The sequence below is a fragment of the Planomonospora corallina genome (genome assembly GCF_042650625.1).
Classification (GTDB): domain Bacteria; phylum Actinomycetota; class Actinomycetes; order Streptosporangiales; family Streptosporangiaceae; genus Planomonospora_B; species Planomonospora_B corallina.
In genome coordinates, this window is sequence record NZ_JBHSBM010000040.1 from 276,726 (window position 1) to 296,068 (window position 19,343).

A 19,343-nucleotide genomic window follows, 5' to 3' on the forward strand; every position below is an offset into this window, starting at 1 on the left:
GACACCCCGTACTGCCGGTGTCCGGCTGGTCGCCGGCGCCGGGGACGGCACAAGGCCGCATGCCATGATCAATGTTGATCGACCCCCTCAGGTCGAGACACTCCGCGCCCAGCCACTGGAGTACTACGTCTTCCCCGAGACGGCCGGGGAAATCGCGGAGATCCTCCGCGACCGCCCGGCGGAGGGACGCCACGACGGGCTGGACGACGAGGACTTCGCCGAGACGGTGACCGAGGACCCGCGGTCGGCCGACGGCGACGAGCACCTGAACGTGCGCCACACGCCCGACGCGATCGCCGGGCAGGAGGAGGCCCGCCGCTCCGACGCGGACCGCCACCGCGCCGAGTCCGGGCTCGGCGGGTACGGCTTCGCGCGGGCCGGGCGGCCGGCCCCGGCGCACGCGCGGCACGCGCGGGGCTCACTCCAGAGCGGCCGCGGCCTTCTCCGTGCTCTCGTACGAGGAGAACAACCGGTCCAGGCCCATGATCTTGAAGACGTGGGCGATGTCGGGGTCGAGACCGGCCAGGGCCAGCGCGGCGCCGGCGTCCTGCGCGCGCCGGTGCGCGGCGACCAGGAGGGAGATGCCGGTGGAGTCGCAGAACGTCAGCCCCGACAGGTCGACCACCAGCCCGTCGCGGGGGGCGAGCGTGAGCTCGTCCAGAGCCGCACGCAGGCGGGGGCCGGTGTGGTGGTCCAGATCGCCGGCCACGACCAGGACGTGGACGCGCGCCGAATGCGACCGGAGGGTGACGGTCAGACCGTGGTCATGCTGCACCATGGCTCCTGAGAGGGGGGCGGCCGTCGAGCGGGCAGGGACGGACAGGGACGGATGACGTCGGTCTCCTCCCCGTCCGGCTCCTCATGGCGTACGGGGCGGATGAAGGGCCCCGCAACGGATTGCCCTATCCTACGTAATCGCTGAACTGATCCTTACGCACCCGCCGGACCGGGCCGGTGGAGCCGCCGCCCGGGCTCATGCGGGGAGCCGTCACGGAGGCGGGCGGGGCGACGAGCGGTACGGGCGGGGACGGCGCCGCCGAGGTCTCGCGGGGACGGCCGATCGGTGGGCCCGCCGTCCCCTGGCGACAGCGGGTCGGCGCAACGGAAGGATGCCGGATGACGCACCGCGGCGGCGCTGAGCACGGGCCGGCGACGGCGGCCGGGGACGGGGTCTTCACCGCCGACGACGACGAGGTCGGCCGGGACCTGGCCATGGTGGACTGGTCGGCGACCCCGCTCGGGCCGCCGGACGGATGGCCGCAGAGCCTGCGGACGGCGGTGAGCATCCTGCTGTCGTCCCGGTTCTCCATGTGGATGGCGTGGGGGCCGCAGCTGACGTTCTTCTGCAACGCCGCCTACCGCCGCGACACCCTGGGGCGGAAGTACCCGTGGGCCCTGGGCCGGCCGGCCGGCGAGGTGTGGGCGGAGATCTGGGACGACATCGGCCCGCGCATCGAGGCGGTGCTGGCCACGGGGAAGGCCACCTGGGACGAGGCGCTGCTGCTCTTCCTGGAGCGGGCCGGGTACCCGGAGGAGACCTACCACACGTTCTCCTACAGCCCCCTCCGGGACGACGCCGGCGCGGTGGTCGGCATGCTGTGCGTCGTCAGCGAGGAGACCGAGCGGGTCATCGGCGAGCGGCGGATGGCGACGCTGCGGGACCTCGGCTCCGACCCCAGCGTGGTCCGCACCGAGCAGGAGACGCTGGCCTTCGCCTGCCGGCAGCTCGGCCGCAACCGGCACGACCTCCCGTTCACGCTGACCTACCTGTTCGACGACGGCCGCGCGCGGCTGGCCGGGACGAGCGGGATCTCCGCCGGGCATCCGGCCGCCCCCGCCGAACTGCCGCTCGGCGATCCGGACGGGGTGTGGCCCGCGGCGACGCCGGCCCGGGGGGAGCCGGCGCTCGTGGCACTCGACGGCGCCCCGTTCACCGGCCTGCCGTCCGGACACCGGCCGGAGCCGCCCGCGCAGGCGCTGGTGGTGCCGCTGCTGCAGCAGGGCGGCGCGCCGTACGGGTTCCTGGTGGCCGCGCTCAACCGGTACCGGCCCCTGGACGACGATTACCGGGGCTTCGTCGAGCTGGCCGCGGGACACGTCGCGGCGGGGATCGCGAGCGCCCGCAGCTACCAGGCCCAGCAGCGGCGGGCCGAGGAACTGGCGGAGCTGGACCGGGCCAAGACCGTCTTCTTCTCCAACATCAGCCACGAGTTCCGCACCCCCCTGACACTGATCATGGGACCGGTGCGGGAACTGCGCGGCCGCCTGCGGGAAGCCGACGCGCAGGTGCGCGAGGACCTGGAGGTGATCCACCGCAACGGCCTGCGCCTGGGCAAGCTGGTCAACACCCTGCTCGACTTCTCCCGCATCGAGGCCGGCCGCATGCAGGCCCGCTACGAGCCGGTGGACCTGGCGGCCGTGACCGCCGAGCTGGCCAGCGTCTTCCGCTCCGCGGTCGACAAGGCCGGGCTCGCCTTCGAGGTGGACTGCCCGCCGCTGGCCGAACCGGTGCACATCGACCGGGGCATGTGGGAGAAGGTGGTGCTCAACCTGCTGAGCAACGCCCTGAAGTTCACCTTCGACGGCTCCATCGGCGTCCGGCTGCGCGGTGAGGACGGACACGCCGTCTTCACGGTCGCCGACACCGGTGTCGGCGTCCCCTCCGGCGAGCTGCCGCGCCTGTTCGAGCGCTTCCACCGCATCGAGAGCGCCCGGTCGCGCTCGAACGAGGGCAGCGGCATCGGGCTGGCGCTGGTGCGGGAGCTGGTCGGCCTGCACGGCGGCACCATCACCGCCGACAGCACCGAGGGCGAGGGCACGACCTTCACCATCCGGCTGCCCTTCGGCTCCGCGCACCTGCCGGCCGACAGCCTGGTCCCGGCCGGAGCGGCGGAGGCGGTCCCGGCCACCGCCGACCCGTTCGTCGAGGAAGCCCTGCGCTGGCTTCCCGGGAACGGCACGGCCGCCCCCGGCCTCTCCGCCGGCACGCATTCGCCGGCGCCGGGCGACGGCGCGCCGGCCCGGGTGCTGGTCGCCGACGACAACGCCGACATGCGCGACTACCTGGCGCGCCTGCTGCGGCAGTCCTACCGGGTCACCGTGGTGAACGACGGCCGGGCCGCGCTGGAGGCGGTGCGCGCCGACCCGCCGGACCTCCTCGTCAGCGACGTGATGATGCCGCACCTGGACGGCCTGCGGCTGGTGGCCGCGCTGCGCGCCGACCCGCGCACCGCGAGCGTCCCGGTGCTGCTGCTGTCGGCCCGTGCGGGCCAGGAGGCGTCCATCGAAGGACTGGAGGCGGGCGCCGACGACTACCTGGTCAAGCCGTTCTCCGCCGCCGAGCTGCTGGCGAGGGTGCGGGCCAACGTCGAGCTGGCGCGGATGCGCAACCACCACACCCGGTGGCGGACGGCGATGATCGAGTCGTTGCAGGAGGCGTTCTTCGTCACCGACGACAGCGGCGCCGTCGTGGAGATCAATTCGGCGTTCACCGACACCCTCGGCTACGGCCCCGAGGGCCTGCCGTACACCCCGATGCACCCCTGGTGGCCGGACGAGGCCGACGACCCGCAGGCCCACGCGATGGTCGCCGCGGCCTTCTCCCAGCTGGTCAGCGAGGGCAGGGGCAGCTGCGTGATCCCCGTCACCCACCGCGACGGGCACCAGGTCTGGGTGGCGGTCACCTTCAACGACGTCCCCGACCCCGGCACCGGCCGGCGCCGGGTCGTGGGCACCCTGCGCGACGTCACCGCCGAGCACTACCTCGTGCAGCGCGAGAGCGCGCTGGCCGCGCTGAGCATGCGCATCTCCCGGGCGGACGACCTGACCGACGCCCTGCGCGGAGCGCTGGAGGCGCTGCGGGAGGTCTGGCACGCCCGGCAGGTCCTGGCCGCCGTCTGGAACGGCGAGGATCCGTCGGGCCCGCCCGTGCTCGTCCGCACGCCCTCCGGGAGCGGCCGGCAGGACCTGCCGGACGGGTTGCGCGAGAAGCTCACGGCGCTCCGGGACCACCCGCCGCTCCGCCCGGTCGCGGACCGGGCGGACGGAGCCGGCATCACCCTGGAGCATCCCGAAGGGCCGCTGGCCGTCTGGGTCGACCTGGGCCAGAACCGGCCCTTCACCGCCGAGGACCAGACCCTGCTGGCGCTGCTGGCAGGTCACCTCGGCCAGGGACTGCACCGGGTCCACCAGCTCGACCAGCAGCGCGAGGCCGCCGTGGCCCTCCAGCGCGCCATCCTCGGCCCCTCCCGGCTGCCCGACGGGTTCGCCGTCCGCTACGAGCCGGCCACCCGCCCCCTGGAGGTCGGCGGCGACTGGTACGACATCGTGCCGCTGACGGACGAGCGCGTCGGGATCGTGGTCGGCGACTGCGTGGGACGGGGACTGGAGGCCGCGGCCGTCATGGGGCAGCTGCGCAGCGCCTGCCGCGCCCTGCTGCTGCAGGAGGCCGGCCCCTCCCGGGTGCTGGCCGCTCTCGACCGGTTCGCCGCCCTCGTCCCGGGCGCCAAGTGCACGACGGTCTTCTGCGGCGTCCTGGACACCGCCACCGGTCACCTGGTCTACTCCAGCGCCGGCCACCCGCCCGGGATCCTGGCCCATGCGGACGGCACCACCCGGCTGCTGGAAGGCGGCCGCTCCACCCCGCTGGCGGTACGTCCCGGCCACCCCCGGCCCGAGGCCGCCTGCACCATGCCGGCCCGCTCCACCCTGCTGCTGTACACCGACGGGCTGGTCGAGCGGCGCCGTCGCCCGCTGACCGCGGGCATCGACCAGGCCAGCGCCGCCGTCCAGGACGGCGGCGCCGCGCCCATCGAGGACCTGGCCACCCACGTCATGACCCGGCTGGCTCCGGACGGCGGCTTCAGCGACGACGTCGCCCTGCTGCTGTACCGCCAGCCCGCGCCGCTGGAGGTGGCCTTCCCCGCCGAGTCGGCCCAGCTGGCCCCGGTGCGCACGGCGCTGCGCGACTGGCTGAGCCGCTGCGGGCTCACCCCCCGGATGATCCAGAACGTCCTGGTCGCGGCCGGGGAGGCCTGCGCCAACGCGATCGAGCACGGCCACCGGCACGCCCCCGGCCACCCGATCCGCCTGCGGGCGGTCGCCACCGCCGACGAGCTGCACCTGACCGTCGCCGACACCGGCAGGTGGAAGCCGCCGCGGCCCGAGGCCAACCCGCACCGCGGCCGGGGCGTGGCGCTGATGCGCGCCCTGATGCACCAGGTCACCATCGAACCCGGAGCCGCCGGGACCACCGTCGACATGCATGCGAGGATCAACCGATGACCACCCCTCTGACCCTGGTCGCCTCGGAGCGGCCCGACGGCACTCCGGTCCTCGCGGTCACCGGTGAGATCGACATGAGCAACGCGGGCACCCTGGACGCCGCCCTGACGCGGTCGGCCGGCGGCGGTCCGCTGGTCGTCGACCTGAGCGCGGTGGACTATCTCGACAGCGCCGGGCTGACCGTCCTGTTCGCCCACGCGTCCCGCATCCGGCTGGTCGCCAGCCCGCTGCTCGCTCCCGTCCTGGAGATCTCCGGGCTCGGCGAGGTCACCGCCGTCGAGGGGGTCGCAGCCGACGGGGGGAGCGGAGGGAAGGACGAGCCGTGACCGGACGGCGCCGCGGGCCCGGCCGCGGAGGTCAGGCGGGCCAGTCCAGGGCGGCGGCCAGGCGCTTGAGCGGGCCGGTCAGGCCGTACCGGGCGCCGAGGTCCGCCAGGGCCTGCGGGTCGCGGGGCCTGGCGGGCAGGCGCAGGTCCGCCTCGGGGACCGGCGCGTCGGAGGCCACCCGGACCACCGCCGGGGCGACGTCCAGGTAGGCGCGGGCGGCGGTCAGACGGGCGCGCTGGGCCTTGGTCAAGGACGCGGCCGGGGGAGCGGCCGGGCCGTCACCGGCCCCCGTATCGGCTCCGGGACCGCCGTCGAGGGCGTCGAGCAGCGCGGTGAGCGAGCCGAAGCGGGTGACCAGCGCCGCCGCGGTCTTGTCACCGACCCCGGGCACGCCCGGCAGCCCGTCGCTGGGGTCGCCGCGCAGCACGGCGAAGTCGGCGTAGGCACGGCCGGGGATGCCGTACCGGGCGGTGACGGCGGCCTCGTCGACCGGCTCGATGTTCTTGATTCCCCTTACTGTGTAAAGGACGCGGACCGGGTGATCGTCGTCCACGAGCTGGAACAGGTCGCGGTCGCCGGTGACGACGTCCACCGGGCCCGCGGCGCGGGCGGTCAGCGTGCCGATGACGTCGTCGGCCTCGTAGCCCGGCGCGCCGAACCGGGCGATGCCGGCCGCGTCGAGCACCCGGTCGATCACGGGGAGCTGCGGGACGAGCGTCTCGGGGGTCTCCTCGCCGCCGCCGGGGGCCAGGCGGTGGGTCTTGTAGGACGGGATGGCCGCCACCCGGAAGGCGGGCCGCCAGTCGGCGTCCATGCAGGCGGCCAGGGCGGTGGGGGAGTGCTCCCGGACCAGTGTGGCGATCATGTCGAGGAGGCCGCGGACCGCGTTGACGGGCATGCCGTCCGGGGCGGTCACCGACTCCGGCACCCCGTAGAAGGCGCGGTAGTAGAGGGACGGCGTGTCGAGAAGCATGAGGCCGGGCATGGGCCCCATCCAACCAGCCGGGAGCGCCGGGCGGTATCCGGTCGGAGGACCGGGCCCGGGGACGCCGGCGGTGCGCGGCGGCGCCGCCCGCGAGGAGGGCCGGGGGCGCCGGGGCGTCCGGGTCCCGGAGGGCGGGACGCGGGCCGCGGCCGCCGGGAAGGGCCGTGGAACCCCGGGGGGAGAGGACCCGTAGATTGGGCGGTGTGACAAAGGAGTCCTACGACCTTTCCGACCTGTACCCCGTCTCCCGCCTGGCCGCCGCCCAGGGAGCGACCGCCTCCGCCGGGCTCGACGCCCTGCTGCTCACGCCGGGCCCGGACCTGCGGTACGTGACCGGCTACCAGGCGCTCCCGCTGGAGCGGCTCACCTGCCTGGTGCTGCCCGCCGAGGGCGACGCCTTCCTGGTGGTGCCGCGCCTGGAGCTGCCCGCGGCCGAGCACTCCCCGGCCTCGCGGCTCGGCATCGAGTTCGTGCCCTGGGACGAGACCGACGACCCCTACGCGGTCGTCGCCGCCCGCCTGGGCAGGGTCTCCCGGGTGGGCCTGGCCGACCGCATGTGGGCGATGCAGTCGCTGCGCTTCCGTGAGGCGCTCGGCGCGGCCGAGCAGGTGCTCGCCGGGAGCGTGCTGCGGGGCCTGCGCATGCGCAAGAGCCCGGCCGAGGTCGCGGCGTTGCGCGAGGCCGGGGCCGCGATCGACGCGGTCCACGCGCAGGTGCCCGGCTTCCTCAAGCCGGGGCGGACCGAGCGCGAGGTGGGCCGGGACATCGCCGACGCGATCATCGCCGCCGGGCACGAGACCGTCGACTTCGTCATCGTCGGCTCCGGGCCCAACGGCGCCAGCCCGCACCACGAGCTGTCCGACCGGGTCATCCAGGCCGGCGAGCCCGTCGTGGTCGACATCGGCGGGCAGATGCCCAGCGGCTACTGCTCCGACTCCACCCGGGTCTACTCGGTGGGCCGGCCCCCGGCCGACTTCCTGCGCTACTACGACGTGCTCCAGCGCGCCCAGGAGGCGGCCTGCGCCGCCGTACGGCCCGGCGTGCGCTGCGAGGAGGTGGACGCGGCCGCCCGCGAGGTGATCACCGCGGAGGGCTACGGCGAGTACTTCATCCACCGCACCGGCCACGGCATCGGCCTGGAGACCCACGAGGAGCCCTACATCGTCGCGGGCAACGCCGAGCCGCTCGCGCCGGGCTTCGCCTTCTCCGTCGAGCCGGGCGTCTACCTGCCCGGCGCACACGGCGCCCGGATCGAGGACATCGTGATCTGCACCGAGGACGGCGGCGCGCGGGTCAACCACAGCCCCCGCGAACTGGCGATCGTGTAGGCGGGGAGCGCGGGCCGGGGTGCGCCGCGCCGGATGCCACAATCGGGGTGGCCGGTCACCCCGGCCCCTTTCCGTTCCTGTTTCACGCCCACGATCTGGAGTGTGCAGAGATGCCCGTCGAGCGCGTCCTTCCCAGCCCTGACGCCCACGACCTGCTGGACCTCGTCCGCGACCTGGCCGGCAAGGAGGTCGCGCCCCGGGCCGCGGCCGACGAGTCCGCCGGGCGGTTCCCCCGCGAGGTGTTCACCACGCTCGGCCGCGCCGGGCTGCTGGGCCTGCCGTACCCCGAGGAGCACGGCGGGGCCGCGCAGCCGTACGAGGTGTACCTCCAGGTGATCGAGGAGCTGGCCGCGGGCTGGCTGGCGGTCGGGCTGGGCCTGTCGGTGCACACGCTCTCGTGCTTCCCGGTCGCCGCCTACGGCACCGCCGAGCAGCGCGAGCGGCTGCTGCCGGACATGCTCGGCGGCGAGCTGCTGGGCGCCTACTGCCTGTCGGAGCCGCACTCCGGCTCGGACGCGGCGGCCCTGACGACCAAGGCGGTGGCCGACGGCGACGGCTACACCGTGGACGGGGTGAAGGCCTGGATCACCCACGGCGGGGCCGCGGACTTCTACACCCTGATGGCCCGCACGTCCGCCGACGGGGCCCGGGGCATCTCGTGCTTCCACGTGCCGGCCTCCACCCCCGGCGTCTCGTTCGGCGCGCCGGAGAAGAAGATGGGCATGCGCTCCTCGCCCACCGCCCAGGTCCGCTTCGACCGGGCCCGGCTCGCGCCGGAGGCGCTGGTCGGCGCCGAGGGGGAGGGCTTCCGCATCGCCATGGCCGCGCTGGACGGCGGCCGCCTCGGCATCGCCGCCTGCGCCGTCGGCGTGGCCCAGGCGGCCTTCGACGCCGCGAGCGCCTACGCCCGGGAGCGCCGCCAGTTCGGCGCGCGCGTCATCGACTTCCAGGGCCTGTCCTTCATGCTGGCCGACATGGCCACCCATATCGCCGCCGCCCGCGCCCTCTACCTCGACGCGGCCCGGGCGCGCGACGCGGGCCGGCCGTACGGCACGCAGGCGGCGATGGCCAAGCTGTTCGCGACCGACGTGTGCATGAAGGTCACCACCGACGCCGTGCAGGTCCTGGGCGGCTACGGCTACGTGGAGGACTTCCCCGTCGAGCGGTACATGCGCGAGGCCAAGGTCCTGCAGATCGTCGAGGGCACCAACCAGGTCCAGCGCCTGGTGATCGGCCGCGCCGTCGCCAGGGGGTAGGGCGGCCGTCCGTGTCCTCCCCGACCGGACCGGGCGGGGAGGACACGGGCCCGGGAACGGCCGCCGGGCGGGCGCCGCGTCCACCGGTCATCCGCGGCGCGGGGCGCTCCGGACGGAGGCCGGTCCCGGCCGGCTCACTGGTCGATGGCCCACTTGCCGCACTTGGACACGCCCTCGATGCGGGCGCACGCGCGGACGGCGTAGTGCCAGCTGTAGACCGACTGGGTCCTGAAGACGTCGAAGGGGCCGCACTGCTTCCAGCCCCCGCCGTAGGAGCGCACGTGGTTGTCGTCGGTGAAGTACTTGGGCGAGAGCTTGCTCATCTTCTTGCTGCTGCGGTCGATCCAGACCAGGTCTCCGGAGCGGAAACCCGTCTTGATCTCGGCGCGGCTGAAGCGGTCCAGCAGACTCTCGTTCTGCAGCTCGATCCGGCGGCCCTTGTAGTCGAACGACGCCCCACTCTCCACCGCGCGGAACCGCCCGACTATCCCGTCGCCGTCGCACTGGGCGGGGGTCGCCTGGGCCGTCCCGGGCGCGAGCACCGCGAGCGTGGTGGCGCCGAGCAGAACGGCGGCGAACACTCCACCGCGGCGCGTGGTCCTGTGGCTCCTCATGGTCATCCTCCTGCGGTCGTCCCTCCACGGGCACGGCGGACCCCGGACGGAGTCACCGTGTGATCAGTCCGCAAGTGTGGCGTATCGCGCAACTTGGGACAAGGAAGACGAACCGGAAGAATCTCGCACATCCGGCACCTCCCGCCGGGGCTCGACCCCGGCCGCCTGGTCGTCTCGCACAATGGACGGTGCGTCCGGATCGTGACCGGAGGTTGGTCACGGTCCGGGTGGGATCGCGCTACCTTGGGCGGGTGGAGGAGATCGACCGCCGGATCGTGACGTTGCTGGCCAAGGACGGCCGGATGAGCTTCACCGACCTTGCCCGCGAGACAGGGTTGTCGGTGTCGGCGGTGCACCAGCGGGTGCGGCGGCTGGAGAAGCGCGGGGTGCTGCGCGGCTACGCGGCGCTGCTGGACTACGACGCGGCGGGCCTGCCGCTCACCGCGTTCGTCTCCATCAAGCCGATCGACCCGGCCGCCGCCGACGACGCCCCCGACCGGCTGGCCCACCTGAGCGCCATCGAGGCCTGCCACAGCGTCGCGGGCGACGAGAGCTACATCCTCAAGGTGCGGGTGGCCTCCCCCCTCGCGCTGGAGGAGCTGCTCAACCAGATCCGCACCGCCGCCAACGTCTCGACCCGGACCACGGTCGTGCTCAGCACGCCGTACGAGCACCGCGCCCCCGAGCTGGCCGACAAGCCCTCCGAGGAGCCGGCCTAGGGCCGCCGGGGCCCGGGTCCGCCCGGTGTCCCCGCACGAAGAGCCGGGAGGACGCCGCGGACCGGGGCGCGGCAGGCACGCGGGTCAGGCCGCCTGCCGCCAGGGGATGCTGTGCAGCAGGCCGTCGATCTGCGGGGCGCCGACCGGCGGTGAGAACAGGTACCCCTGAGCCTGGGGGCAGCCCATCTGCTGCAGCAGCGCGGCCTGCTCGGGGCTCTCGACGCCCTCGGCGATGGTGGTCAGGCCCAGCACGGCGGACAGCTCCACGATCGCCCTGGTGAAGGCGTGCATCCGGTCGTGGTCGGCGTTCCCGGAGACGGGCGTGAACGATTTGTCGATCTTGAGGATGTCGACCGGGAGGGTGCGCAGGTACGACAGCGACGAGTAGCCGGTGCCGAAGTCGTCCAGGGCGATGCGCACGCCGTGCTCGCGCAGCCGGGTCAGGGTCCCGACGATGCGGGCCGTCTCGGCGGGGGTGGTGGCCAGCAGCATGCTCTCGGTGACCTCCAGGACCAGGGCGCGGGCCGGCAGGCCGTACCGGGCCAGGACGTCCAGCACGACGTCGCCGAAGTCCTCCTCGCGCAGCTGGCGGCCGGAGACGTTGACGGTGACGGAGACGCCGTGGCGCTCGTGCCAGTGCCGCACGTCCGCGCAGGCCTGCTCCAGCACCCACCGGCCGATGGGGACGATCAGCCCGCTCTCCTCGGCGACGGGGATGAAGACGTCGGGGGGCACCGGCCTCCGGCCGGCCGGGTTCCAGCGCAGCAGCGCCTCCACCTTGCGGATGTCGCCGGAGGCCAGGTCGACGACCGGCTGGTAGACCAGGGTCAGCTCGCCGCGCTCCCGGGCCCGGCGCAGGTCGGTGGTCAGCCGGGTGCGCTCCAGCCGGGCCTCGCGCAGTTCGGGGGTGAAGAGCGCGACCTGGTTCTTGCCGGCGTTCTTGGCCGCGTACAGGGCCAGGTCCGCGTCGCGCAGCGCCTCCGCGGGGCTGGCGACGGACAGCCCGGCCAGCACGCCGATGCTGGTGGTCAGGTGCAGCTCGCGGCCGTCGAGCCGGTACGGCTCCCGCAGCGCGACCAGGATCCGGCGAGCCATGGCGAGCGCGTCGTCGACGGTGCCCTCCGGCAGCACCAGCGCGAACTCGTCGCCCCCGAGCCGGGCCAGCAGCAGGCCCTCCGGAAGGAGCGCCCGCACCCGCGCGGCCACGGCGGTGAGCAGGTCGTCCCCGACGGGGTGGCCGAAGGTGTCGTTGACGTCCTTGAAGGCGTCCAGGTCCAGCATGAGCAGCGCGGGCGGCGCCGACCGGGAGGCGATGGCCTGCTGCAGGATCTGGCCCAGCAGGGTGCGGTTGGCCAGTCCCGTCAGCGGGTCGTGCAGGGCACTGTGGGACAGGCTGCGCTGGAGCGCCTCCTGGCGGCGCAGGGAGGCCGACAGCTCGCAGGCCCGCTCCTCGGCCAGCCGCGCCACGATGCCCAGCCGCGCCGCCAGCAGCACGGCCAGCAGCACGGTCAGCGCGATGAGGATGATCTCGTCATGGGGGCTGCGGGCCGTGCCGAGGTCCAGGAAGGTCTGGCCCAGGACGGAGACCAGCGGGCTCAGCAGCGCCACCCCGAGGAAGAGCGCGGCCCGCGCCCGGCCGGCCTCGGGGGCCCGCAGCCGCGGCGCGGTGGCCACGGACGGGTGCAGCACGGCGCCGCCGACCAGCACCGCCCACCCCAGCCAGCCGACCACGGAGAGCGGGCCGTACGCCCGGTCGGCCGTCTGGTCCAGCAGGTAGAGGGTGTCGGCGACGAACAGGGCGAGGTAGGAGGCGCACAGCAGCGCCAGCCAGGGCGCGCGGCCGTTGTCGAGGGCCAGCCGTACCACGAGCCCGACGATGAACAGGTCGATGACCGGCCGCGCGAGGAAGAGGAGGACGCCGGCGCCGGTGCGCACGCCGCCGTCGACGGCGGGCTCGATGGCGAACACCCACATCGGCATGGCCACGCCGAGGGTGATGACGGCGGCGTCCAGCAGCGCGGTCCCCCGCGCTCCGGAGCCGCGCAGGCTCAGCGCGGTCAGCGCGACCAGCGACAGGACGTAGGCCACCAGCGTGCCGAGGTCGTACAGGCTCGGCAGGAAGGGGACGTGCAGCCAGACCTGGCCGACGCCCCAGCCCAGCGTGGTCGCCAGCCAGGCGAGCAGGGCGCCGGCGCCGAGCAGCCGCCACGGCCACAGCCGGTGCAGGCCGCGGCGGTGGACGGTGACCAGGACGGTGAGCGCGGCGGCCCCCTGCAGGAGGACCCACGGCAGCACCTCCAGGGCCGGCGACCGGCCCGTCAGGAACGCGGCGGCGGCGACCAGCGGAGCCCCCGCCAGCAGATAGAGCAGCCAGCCGCGCCGCTCGAGGGGGCGCCGGGAGCGGGCGGAGACGATCACTGCGGGCGAGACTCGGCTCATCTCCTCCTCGTTCCACGCGTGGCGCACCGGTGTCGCAGCCACCATCGGCTCGGACCGGCCGGTCATGAGCCTTTCCACCGCCGGGGCCGCCGAATCTCGGCGGCCCCGGCGACCTGGTCACGGGGATGCGCGCGGCGTCCGCGGGGAACCGGCGGACGCGGTGGCGTCAGCGGGGGAGACCGCAGGACTTCAGAGCGCCGGGGGTGAGATCCGCGAGGGTGGGATAGCCGTTGACGGCCATGAGCAGGTCGGCCTCGGCCAGCAGGGAGCGCAGGACGTGCACGACGCCGTCGGCTCCGCCCAGGGCGAGGCCGTAGGCGTAGGGGCGGCCGACGGCCACGGCCGTCGCCCCCAGGGCGAGGGCCTTGACGACGTCGGCGCCCGAGCGCACGCCCGAGTCGAAGATGACCGGCAGGTCGGTGGCCGCCGCGACGTCCGGGAGGCAGTCGAGGGCGGGCAGGCCGCCGTTGGCCTGGCGGCCGCCGTGGTTGGAGCAGTAGATCGCGTCGACGCCGCCGTCGGCGGCGCGGCGGGCGTCGTCGGGGTGGCAGATGCCCTTGACGATCAGCGGCAGGTCGGTGAGGGAGCGCAGCCAGGGAAGGTCGTCCCAGGTCAGCGGGTTGCCGAAGAGCTGCGCCCAGAGCATGACGGCGGCGGCGGGGTCCTGCGCGGGGTCCTTGCCGAGCCGGGCGCGGAAGACCGGGTCGCTGGTGTAGTTGGCCAGGCAGTGACCGCGCAGTTGCGGGAAGTTGCCGGTGGACAGGTCGCGGGAGCGCCAGCTGGTGATCCAGGTGTCGAGCGTGACGACGATGCCCCTGTATCCGGCGGCCTCGGCCCGGTGGACGAGGCTGGCGGCGAGTTCGCGGTCGGTCGGGGTGTAGAGCTGGAACAGGCCCGGAGTGCCGCCGAACTCGGCCGCGACGTCCTCCATCGGGTCGACCGAGAGGGTGGAGGCGATCATCGGGACGCCGGTGGCGGCGGCCGCGCGGGCGGTGGCCAGGTCGCCGTGGCCGTCCTGGGCGCACAGGCCGATCACCCCGACGGGGGCCATGAGCAGCGGCGAGGGCAGCCTCAGCCCGCACAGGTCGACCGAGAGGTCGCGCTCGGTGGCGCCTGCGAACATGCGCGGGTACAGCCCCCACCGCCGGAACGCCGCGGCGTTGGCGTCCTGGGTGTGCTCGTCGCCCGCGCCGCCGGCCACGTACGACCAGATCGACGGCGGCAGCGCCTGCTCGGCCCGCCTCTCCAGTTCGGCGAAGGTCATCGGCAGGGTGGGCAGGACACCGCCGAGGCCGTTGAGGTAGATCTCGAGCTGGTAGTCGCCGTAACGAGGGCTCATGGGGGTTCCTTACCGGTCTGTGCGAAGGGGCGGTGCGGAGGGGGACGCCCGGGGCGCCGCCGGGCGGCCCCGCTCCCGGTTCAGCTCGCCAGGGCGGGCGGCTCCAGCGCCTCGGGACCGTGGCCCGCCCGGGCGGCCAGCATGCCGTCGATCCGCTCGGCCGGCAACGGCCGGGCGAAGTGGAAGCCCTGCGCCAGGCGGTAGCCCAGCTGGTACAGCCTCCGGGCCTGCGCGGAGGTCTCCACGCCCTCGGCCACGATCCGCAGCCGCAGCGCCCGGGCGATCTGCGCCAGCGAGGCGGCGATCGCCGACTGCTCCGCCGTGCCGGTCACCCCGTCGACGAAGAGCTTGTCCACCTTGAGCGCGTCGACCGGACAGGTGCGCAGCAGGCCCAGCGAGGAGTGGCCGGTGCCGAAGTCGTCGAGGGCGACGCCGACGCCCAGCTCACGGACCGCTCTGACCGTCTCCAGCGCGAGCCCGCCGTCGAACACCGCCGTCTCGGTGATCTCCAGCAGCAGGTCCTCCGGGGCCAGCCCGGTCTCCTCCAGCACGTCGGCCACGGCCTGGGCGAACTCCGGCTCCCGCAGCTGCCGCGCCGAGACGTTCACGGCCATCCGGGACAGCGGGGCCGCGCCGTACCGGCGCCGCCAGTCGGCCATCTGGCGGCAGGCCTCCCGCAGCACCCAGGCGCCGATCTCGACGATCATCCCGTTGCGCTCGGCGACCGGGATGAACTGCGCCGGGGACACCATGCCGCGCTCCGGGTGGCGCCAGCGCACCAGCGCCTCCACCCCGCGGAGCTCGCCGTCGGGCAGCGCGACCACGGGCTGGTACAGCAGGAACAGCTCACCCGCGGCCAGGGCCCGCCGCAGCTCGGCCCCGAGCCGGGCGTGCTCGACGGCGCAGGTGTCCATGGCCTCGGTGTAGCGGGCGTAGCGGCTCTTGCCCTGCTCCTTGGCGGCGTACATGGCCAGGTCGGCGCGGCGCAGCAGTTCGCTGGCGTCCGCGACCGGGCCGTCGGCGGGGGCGCCGCCCCGGCCGCCGACCAGGCCGACGCTGGCCCGCACGAGCAGGTGGTGACCGGCGGCGTCGACGGGCGTGCCGAGCGCCGCGACGACGCGCCCGGCGAGCCCGTCGGCCTCGTCCGCGGAGATGCCGGTCAGCAGGAGGGCGAACTCGTCCCCGCCCAGCCGGGCGACCGTGTCACCCGGCCGCACGCACGCGCGCAGCCGCTCGGCGGTGGCCGTCAGCAGGGCGTCGCCCACCGCGTGCCCGAGCCGGTCGTTGACGGACTTGAAGTCGTCGAGGTCGATCAGGGCCAGCGCGACGGCGTCGCCGCCGTCGGCGAGCGCCTGCGCGGTCCGCTCGGCGAACAGGGTCCGGTTGGCGAGCCCGGTCAGCGCGTCGTGGGAGGCCTGGTGCGTGAGCCGCTCCTGGTAGCGCCTGGTCTCGGTGATGTCCCGGGTGTTGCTCACGATCCCGCGGACGCTGGGGTCGTCCATCCGGTTGGTGGCGATCACCTCCAGCCAGCGCCAGGTGCCGTCGGCGTGGAGCATGCGGACCTGGCAGGCGGCCGTGGCACCGGGGGCGGCCATGAGCTCGGCGGCCAGCGCGTCGGCGACCGGCAGGTCGTCGGGGTGCACACGGCCCGTCACGGGACGCCCCACCCCCTCCTCGGCGGGTACGCCGAGCACGCGCTCGGAGCTCGGGCTGACGTAGACGAGGGTCATGTCCCCGCCGGTGATGGCGATCATGTCGGAGGAGTTCTGCACGAGCGAGCGGAAGCGCTGCTCGTGCCGGCGCAGCTCCAGCATGCTGGCGTCGAGCCGGGCGAGGAGGGCGGCGTTGTCGCGGAAGGCCATGACCTGGCGGACCGCCACCAGGACGGTGAGCACGAGCGTGCCCGCCGCGATCACGAGGGTCTCCCCGTTCGGCTCCCACGCGGAGACCAGCAGCAGGGCGCCGGTCGCCGTGATCGCGCCGTACGGCAGCAGGTTGAACGGCCGCCGCCGCGGCGGGGGCGCGGGCAGCTCCGCGGCCTGCCGCTGCCGTTCGGCGGCCAGGGCCAGCAGGAAGGAGGCGAGGGGGACCGTCACCTGGGTGCTGTAGAGATGGGGCGTGGAGTGCAGCAGCGGCATGAGCGCGCCGCCCGTCGCGCCTCCGAGCACCCCCAGCCCCAGGAGTGAGAGCGCGTGGCGGTCCAGCAGGCCGGCGCTGGTCAGGGCCAGTTTGACTGCGGCGAGCACCGCGCCGAAGGCCAGCGTGATGATGGCCAGCCCCGGCAGGGACGAGCCCGTGAGCGCGGCCAGCTCCGGTGAGCCGTGGATCACGAAGTACCAGGCGAACAGCCCCGCCGAGAGCATGATGATGCCCGCGTCGAGCCCCAGGGCCAGCCACTCCGTGCGGGAGCGCCGCCCCACGGGCAGGCGCAGCAGCGCCCACAGGGCGATCAGGACGGCGCCCAGGTACATCACCAGGGCCACCGGCCCCGGCTGCTGCGACGGCGCGCCGGAGGCACCGAGCGTGCCGTGGGCGCTGAGCGCGCCGTGGGCGTCGCCGGCCGCGCCCACGGCGAGGACGCCCGCCGCCCAGCCGAGGGCCTGCCAGAACGACCGGACCGGCGCGGGCAGCGACGCCGCCCGCGCCACGCGGACGCACGCGAGGGCGGTCAGCGCCGCGGACAGGACCGTCAGCGCCCAGGCGGGCAGCGGCGACATCGACGGGAACACGGCGCCGAGGGCGAACCATCCCGCGGCGATGGCCACCAGCACGCCGAGGACGGACGGCAGGGGCCGCTTCAGCGCGCGGTTCAGGACGGTGTGGAAGAGCGCGAGGCGCTGTCCGTGCTCCACCGGCGTCGTCCGGTCCTGCGGCAGGTACGGGCTGTTCACGTGGGTTCCCATCGGCAGGAGCGGCCCGGCGCTGAGCGTTTCACCGCGGGTGATCCCCGCGGTCCCTGCGGCCTGCTCGGTCCGCGCCGCCCGGCCGCTTCCGGTGGAGGGCCTCCCCCGCTGCCGCCGGGACGGCGCGGGTCATGCCGGGGCGCGGAAGTGCTCGCGGAGCCGGGCCTCGGCCCGCCCTCCGGCGCCGAGGGCGTCCAGGCCGAGCAGGGCGGCGCCCGCGACGGGCGGGACGGAGGCGACGACCGGCACGGCGCCGGGGGCCCGCTCGGCGAGGAGCCGCCGGACCATGCCGTCCAGCACCGGGTCGCGGGCGGTCAGCACGCCGCCGCCCCAGTCGCCGCTGAGCCGGCCGAGCGCGGGGAAGCGGGAGACCCGGCCGTCGGGGGAGGCGCCGACGGCGTTGACGCCCGCCCCGCACACCACGGCCACCCCCGACGGGCCGCGGGCCCCGGCGCGCAGCAACGCGAAGGCGTCGTTGCCGACCGCGGCCCGCCCGCCGTACCCGCGGGAGAGGATCGCCTCACGGAGGGCCTCCTCCTCTTCCGGGAAGTCCGCGCCCGCGACGTAGGCGGCGACGTGGTCGGCGAACGGCGGCGCCGCGCCGGGGCCGAGCGCGCGCCGTACCGCGTCGCCGAGCACGTCGAGCGCGGCGGCCACACCGTCGCGCTGCGGCCGGAAGCCCGCGCCGCGGCCGGTGGCCAGCACGGTGCCGTTCCTCGGCGACCAGCGCGACGTCGGTCTTGCTGTTGCCGCCGTCGACGGCCAGGACGGTCCTCACGCGCCCGTCGCCGGGGGCCGGGGCGGCCCTCACGCGCCGGCCGCCCAGGGCAGGTGCCGGCGGTTGGCCTCGACCAGCCGGCGGGCCAGGTCGCCGGCGAGGGAGGCCTGGCCGACGAGCGGGTGGGCGAGCAGGGCGTCGGCGACGCGCTCTGTGCCGCCGTGCAGCGCGGCCTCCAGCGCGAGCGTCTCGTAGGCGGCGACGTGGGCGATGAGGCCGGCGTGGAGCGGTTCCACCGGCTCGACCGGCAGGGCCCGCGGCCCGGCGGAGGTGATCGCCGCGGGCACCTCGACGACCGCCTCGCCGGGCAGGAACGGCAGGGCGCCGTCGTTGCGGAGGTTGACCACCTGCGTGTCCCCGCGGTCGCCGAGCAGCGAGGCGATCAGCGCCACGGCGGCCTCGGAGTAGTACGCGCCGCCGCGCCTGCCCAGCAGCTCGGGCTTGGTGTCCACCGCCGGATCGGCGTACGTCTCCAGCAGCCGGGTCTCCATCTCCGCGACCTCGGCCGCGCGCGACCGCCCGGTCCGCTGCTCGGCCACGACGCGGTCGTGCTCGTAGTAGTAGCGCAGGTAGTAGGAGGGGACCGCGCCGAGGCGGCGGAGCAGCGCGGCGTCCAGGCCGACGGCGGCGGCGATCTCCTCCCCGTGCTCCTCCAGCAGCGCGGGCAGCACGTCCGTCCCGTCGAGGCGGACCGAGCGCTCCCAGGTCAGGTGGTTCAGCCCGACGTGGCCCAGCGAGACGCGCTCCGGGGCGGCGCCGAGCAGCGCGGCGAAGCGGCGCTGCAGGCCGATCGCCACGTTGCACAGGCCGATGGCGCGGTGCCCGGCGTCCAGCAGCGCCCGGGTGACGATGCCGACCGGGTTGGTGAAATCGACGATCCAGGCGCCGGGGGCGTGCCGGCGGACCTGCTCGGCGATGTCCAGCACCACCGGGACCGTGCGCAGAGCCTTGGCGAGGCCGCCCGCGCCGGTCGTCTCCTGGCCCACGCAGCCGCACTCCAGCGGGAGGGTCTCGTCGACGTTCCGCGCGGCCTGGCCGCCGACGCGCAGCTGCAGCAGCACGGCCCGCGCCCCGGCCACCCCCTCGGCGACCGAGGCGGTCGCGGTGACCTCCGCCGGGTGGCCGGCGCGCTTCAGCATCCGGCGGGCCATGCCCGCCACCAGGGCGAGCCTCCCGGCGTCCGGGTCGACGAGGGCGAGTTCGGTGAGGGAGAGCTCGTCGCGCAGCCGCGCGAACCCGTCGACCAGCTCCGGCGTGTACGTCGAACCGCCCCCGACAACGGCCAGCTTCAACCTTCGACTCCCGTCAGAGCGCCGCGCAGGCCTCGCCCGGAGAGATCTGTCGAGGAATGCCTTTCTGAGTGAGTAAGACCA

Annotated in this window: 13 protein-coding genes; 5 read left to right on the forward strand and 8 right to left on the reverse strand. The window is 75.1% G+C overall.

Annotated features, from left to right (window positions below; translation table 11 throughout):
- Nucleotides 1–418 precede the first annotated feature (418 nt).
- A complete protein-coding gene (locus ACFOWE_RS28085; RefSeq protein ID WP_377293040.1) occupies nucleotides 419–778 on the reverse strand; it encodes an STAS domain-containing protein in 360 nt (119 codons plus the stop codon).
- Nucleotides 779–1,116: 338 nt separating this feature from the next.
- Here ACFOWE_RS28085 and ACFOWE_RS28090 point away from each other — a divergent pair, with 338 nt between their 5' ends.
- Nucleotides 1,117–5,283, forward strand: a complete 4,167-nt coding sequence (locus ACFOWE_RS28090; RefSeq protein WP_377293042.1) for a SpoIIE family protein phosphatase — start codon at nucleotides 1,117–1,119, stop codon at nucleotides 5,281–5,283.
- Complete coding sequence (locus ACFOWE_RS28095) at nucleotides 5,280–5,609, forward strand: STAS domain-containing protein (protein ID WP_377293044.1); 330 nt, start codon at nucleotides 5,280–5,282, stop codon at nucleotides 5,607–5,609. The genes ACFOWE_RS28090 and ACFOWE_RS28095 overlap by 4 nt, the downstream gene beginning before the upstream one ends.
- 31 nt (nucleotides 5,610–5,640) lie before the next feature.
- On the opposite strand, the gene ACFOWE_RS28100 is transcribed toward ACFOWE_RS28095, so the two are convergent.
- Complete coding sequence (locus ACFOWE_RS28100) at nucleotides 5,641–6,594, reverse strand: 5'-3' exonuclease (protein WP_377293046.1); 954 nt, start codon at nucleotides 6,592–6,594, stop codon at nucleotides 5,641–5,643.
- Between the two features lie 203 nt (nucleotides 6,595–6,797).
- Here ACFOWE_RS28100 and ACFOWE_RS28105 point away from each other — a divergent pair, with 203 nt between their 5' ends.
- Nucleotides 6,798–7,922 (forward strand): M24 family metallopeptidase, encoded by a 1,125-nt coding sequence (locus tag ACFOWE_RS28105; RefSeq protein ID WP_377293048.1) that lies wholly within the window; start codon nucleotides 6,798–6,800, stop codon nucleotides 7,920–7,922.
- A 110-nt stretch (nucleotides 7,923–8,032) separates the two neighbouring features.
- The gene (locus tag ACFOWE_RS28110) at nucleotides 8,033–9,178 is read left to right on the forward strand and encodes an acyl-CoA dehydrogenase family protein (RefSeq protein ID WP_377293050.1); all 1,146 of its coding nucleotides are present in this window, start codon (nucleotides 8,033–8,035) and stop codon (nucleotides 9,176–9,178) included.
- 134 nt (nucleotides 9,179–9,312) lie between these two features.
- On the opposite strand, the gene ACFOWE_RS28115 is transcribed toward ACFOWE_RS28110, so the two are convergent.
- Nucleotides 9,313–9,792 (reverse strand): hypothetical protein, encoded by a 480-nt coding sequence (locus tag ACFOWE_RS28115; RefSeq protein ID WP_377293052.1) that lies wholly within the window; start codon nucleotides 9,790–9,792, stop codon nucleotides 9,313–9,315.
- A gap of 251 nt (nucleotides 9,793–10,043) precedes the next feature.
- Between ACFOWE_RS28115 and ACFOWE_RS28120 the strand changes: the two genes are divergently transcribed.
- Complete coding sequence (locus ACFOWE_RS28120; RefSeq protein WP_377293054.1) at nucleotides 10,044–10,511, forward strand: Lrp/AsnC family transcriptional regulator; 468 nt, start codon at nucleotides 10,044–10,046, stop codon at nucleotides 10,509–10,511.
- An 84-nt stretch (nucleotides 10,512–10,595) separates the two neighbouring features.
- Here the strand turns inward: ACFOWE_RS28120 and ACFOWE_RS28125 are convergent, their stop codons facing one another.
- From ACFOWE_RS28125 to ACFOWE_RS28145, 5 genes are all read right to left on the reverse strand, one after another.
- Nucleotides 10,596–12,950: a putative bifunctional diguanylate cyclase/phosphodiesterase gene (locus tag ACFOWE_RS28125; RefSeq protein WP_377293056.1), complete on the reverse strand. Its 2,355-nt coding sequence runs from the start codon at nucleotides 12,948–12,950 to the stop codon at nucleotides 10,596–10,598.
- A 166-nt stretch (nucleotides 12,951–13,116) separates the two neighbouring features.
- Nucleotides 13,117–14,289 (reverse strand): alpha-hydroxy-acid oxidizing protein, encoded by a 1,173-nt coding sequence (locus ACFOWE_RS28130; RefSeq protein WP_377293058.1) that lies wholly within the window; start codon nucleotides 14,287–14,289, stop codon nucleotides 13,117–13,119.
- A gap of 80 nt (nucleotides 14,290–14,369) precedes the next feature.
- Nucleotides 14,370–17,192, reverse strand: a complete 2,823-nt coding sequence (locus ACFOWE_RS28135; RefSeq protein WP_377293060.1) for a putative bifunctional diguanylate cyclase/phosphodiesterase — start codon at nucleotides 17,190–17,192, stop codon at nucleotides 14,370–14,372.
- A 129-nt stretch (nucleotides 17,193–17,321) separates the two neighbouring features.
- A complete protein-coding gene (locus ACFOWE_RS28140) occupies nucleotides 17,322–17,897 on the reverse strand; it encodes a hypothetical protein (RefSeq protein ID WP_377293062.1) in 576 nt (191 codons plus the stop codon).
- A 102-nt stretch (nucleotides 17,898–17,999) separates the two neighbouring features.
- Nucleotides 18,000–19,262, reverse strand: coding sequence for a 6-phospho-beta-glucosidase (locus ACFOWE_RS28145; protein ID WP_377293064.1), 1,263 nt, complete (start codon nucleotides 19,260–19,262; stop codon nucleotides 18,000–18,002).
- Nucleotides 19,263–19,343: the final 81 nt, after the last annotated feature.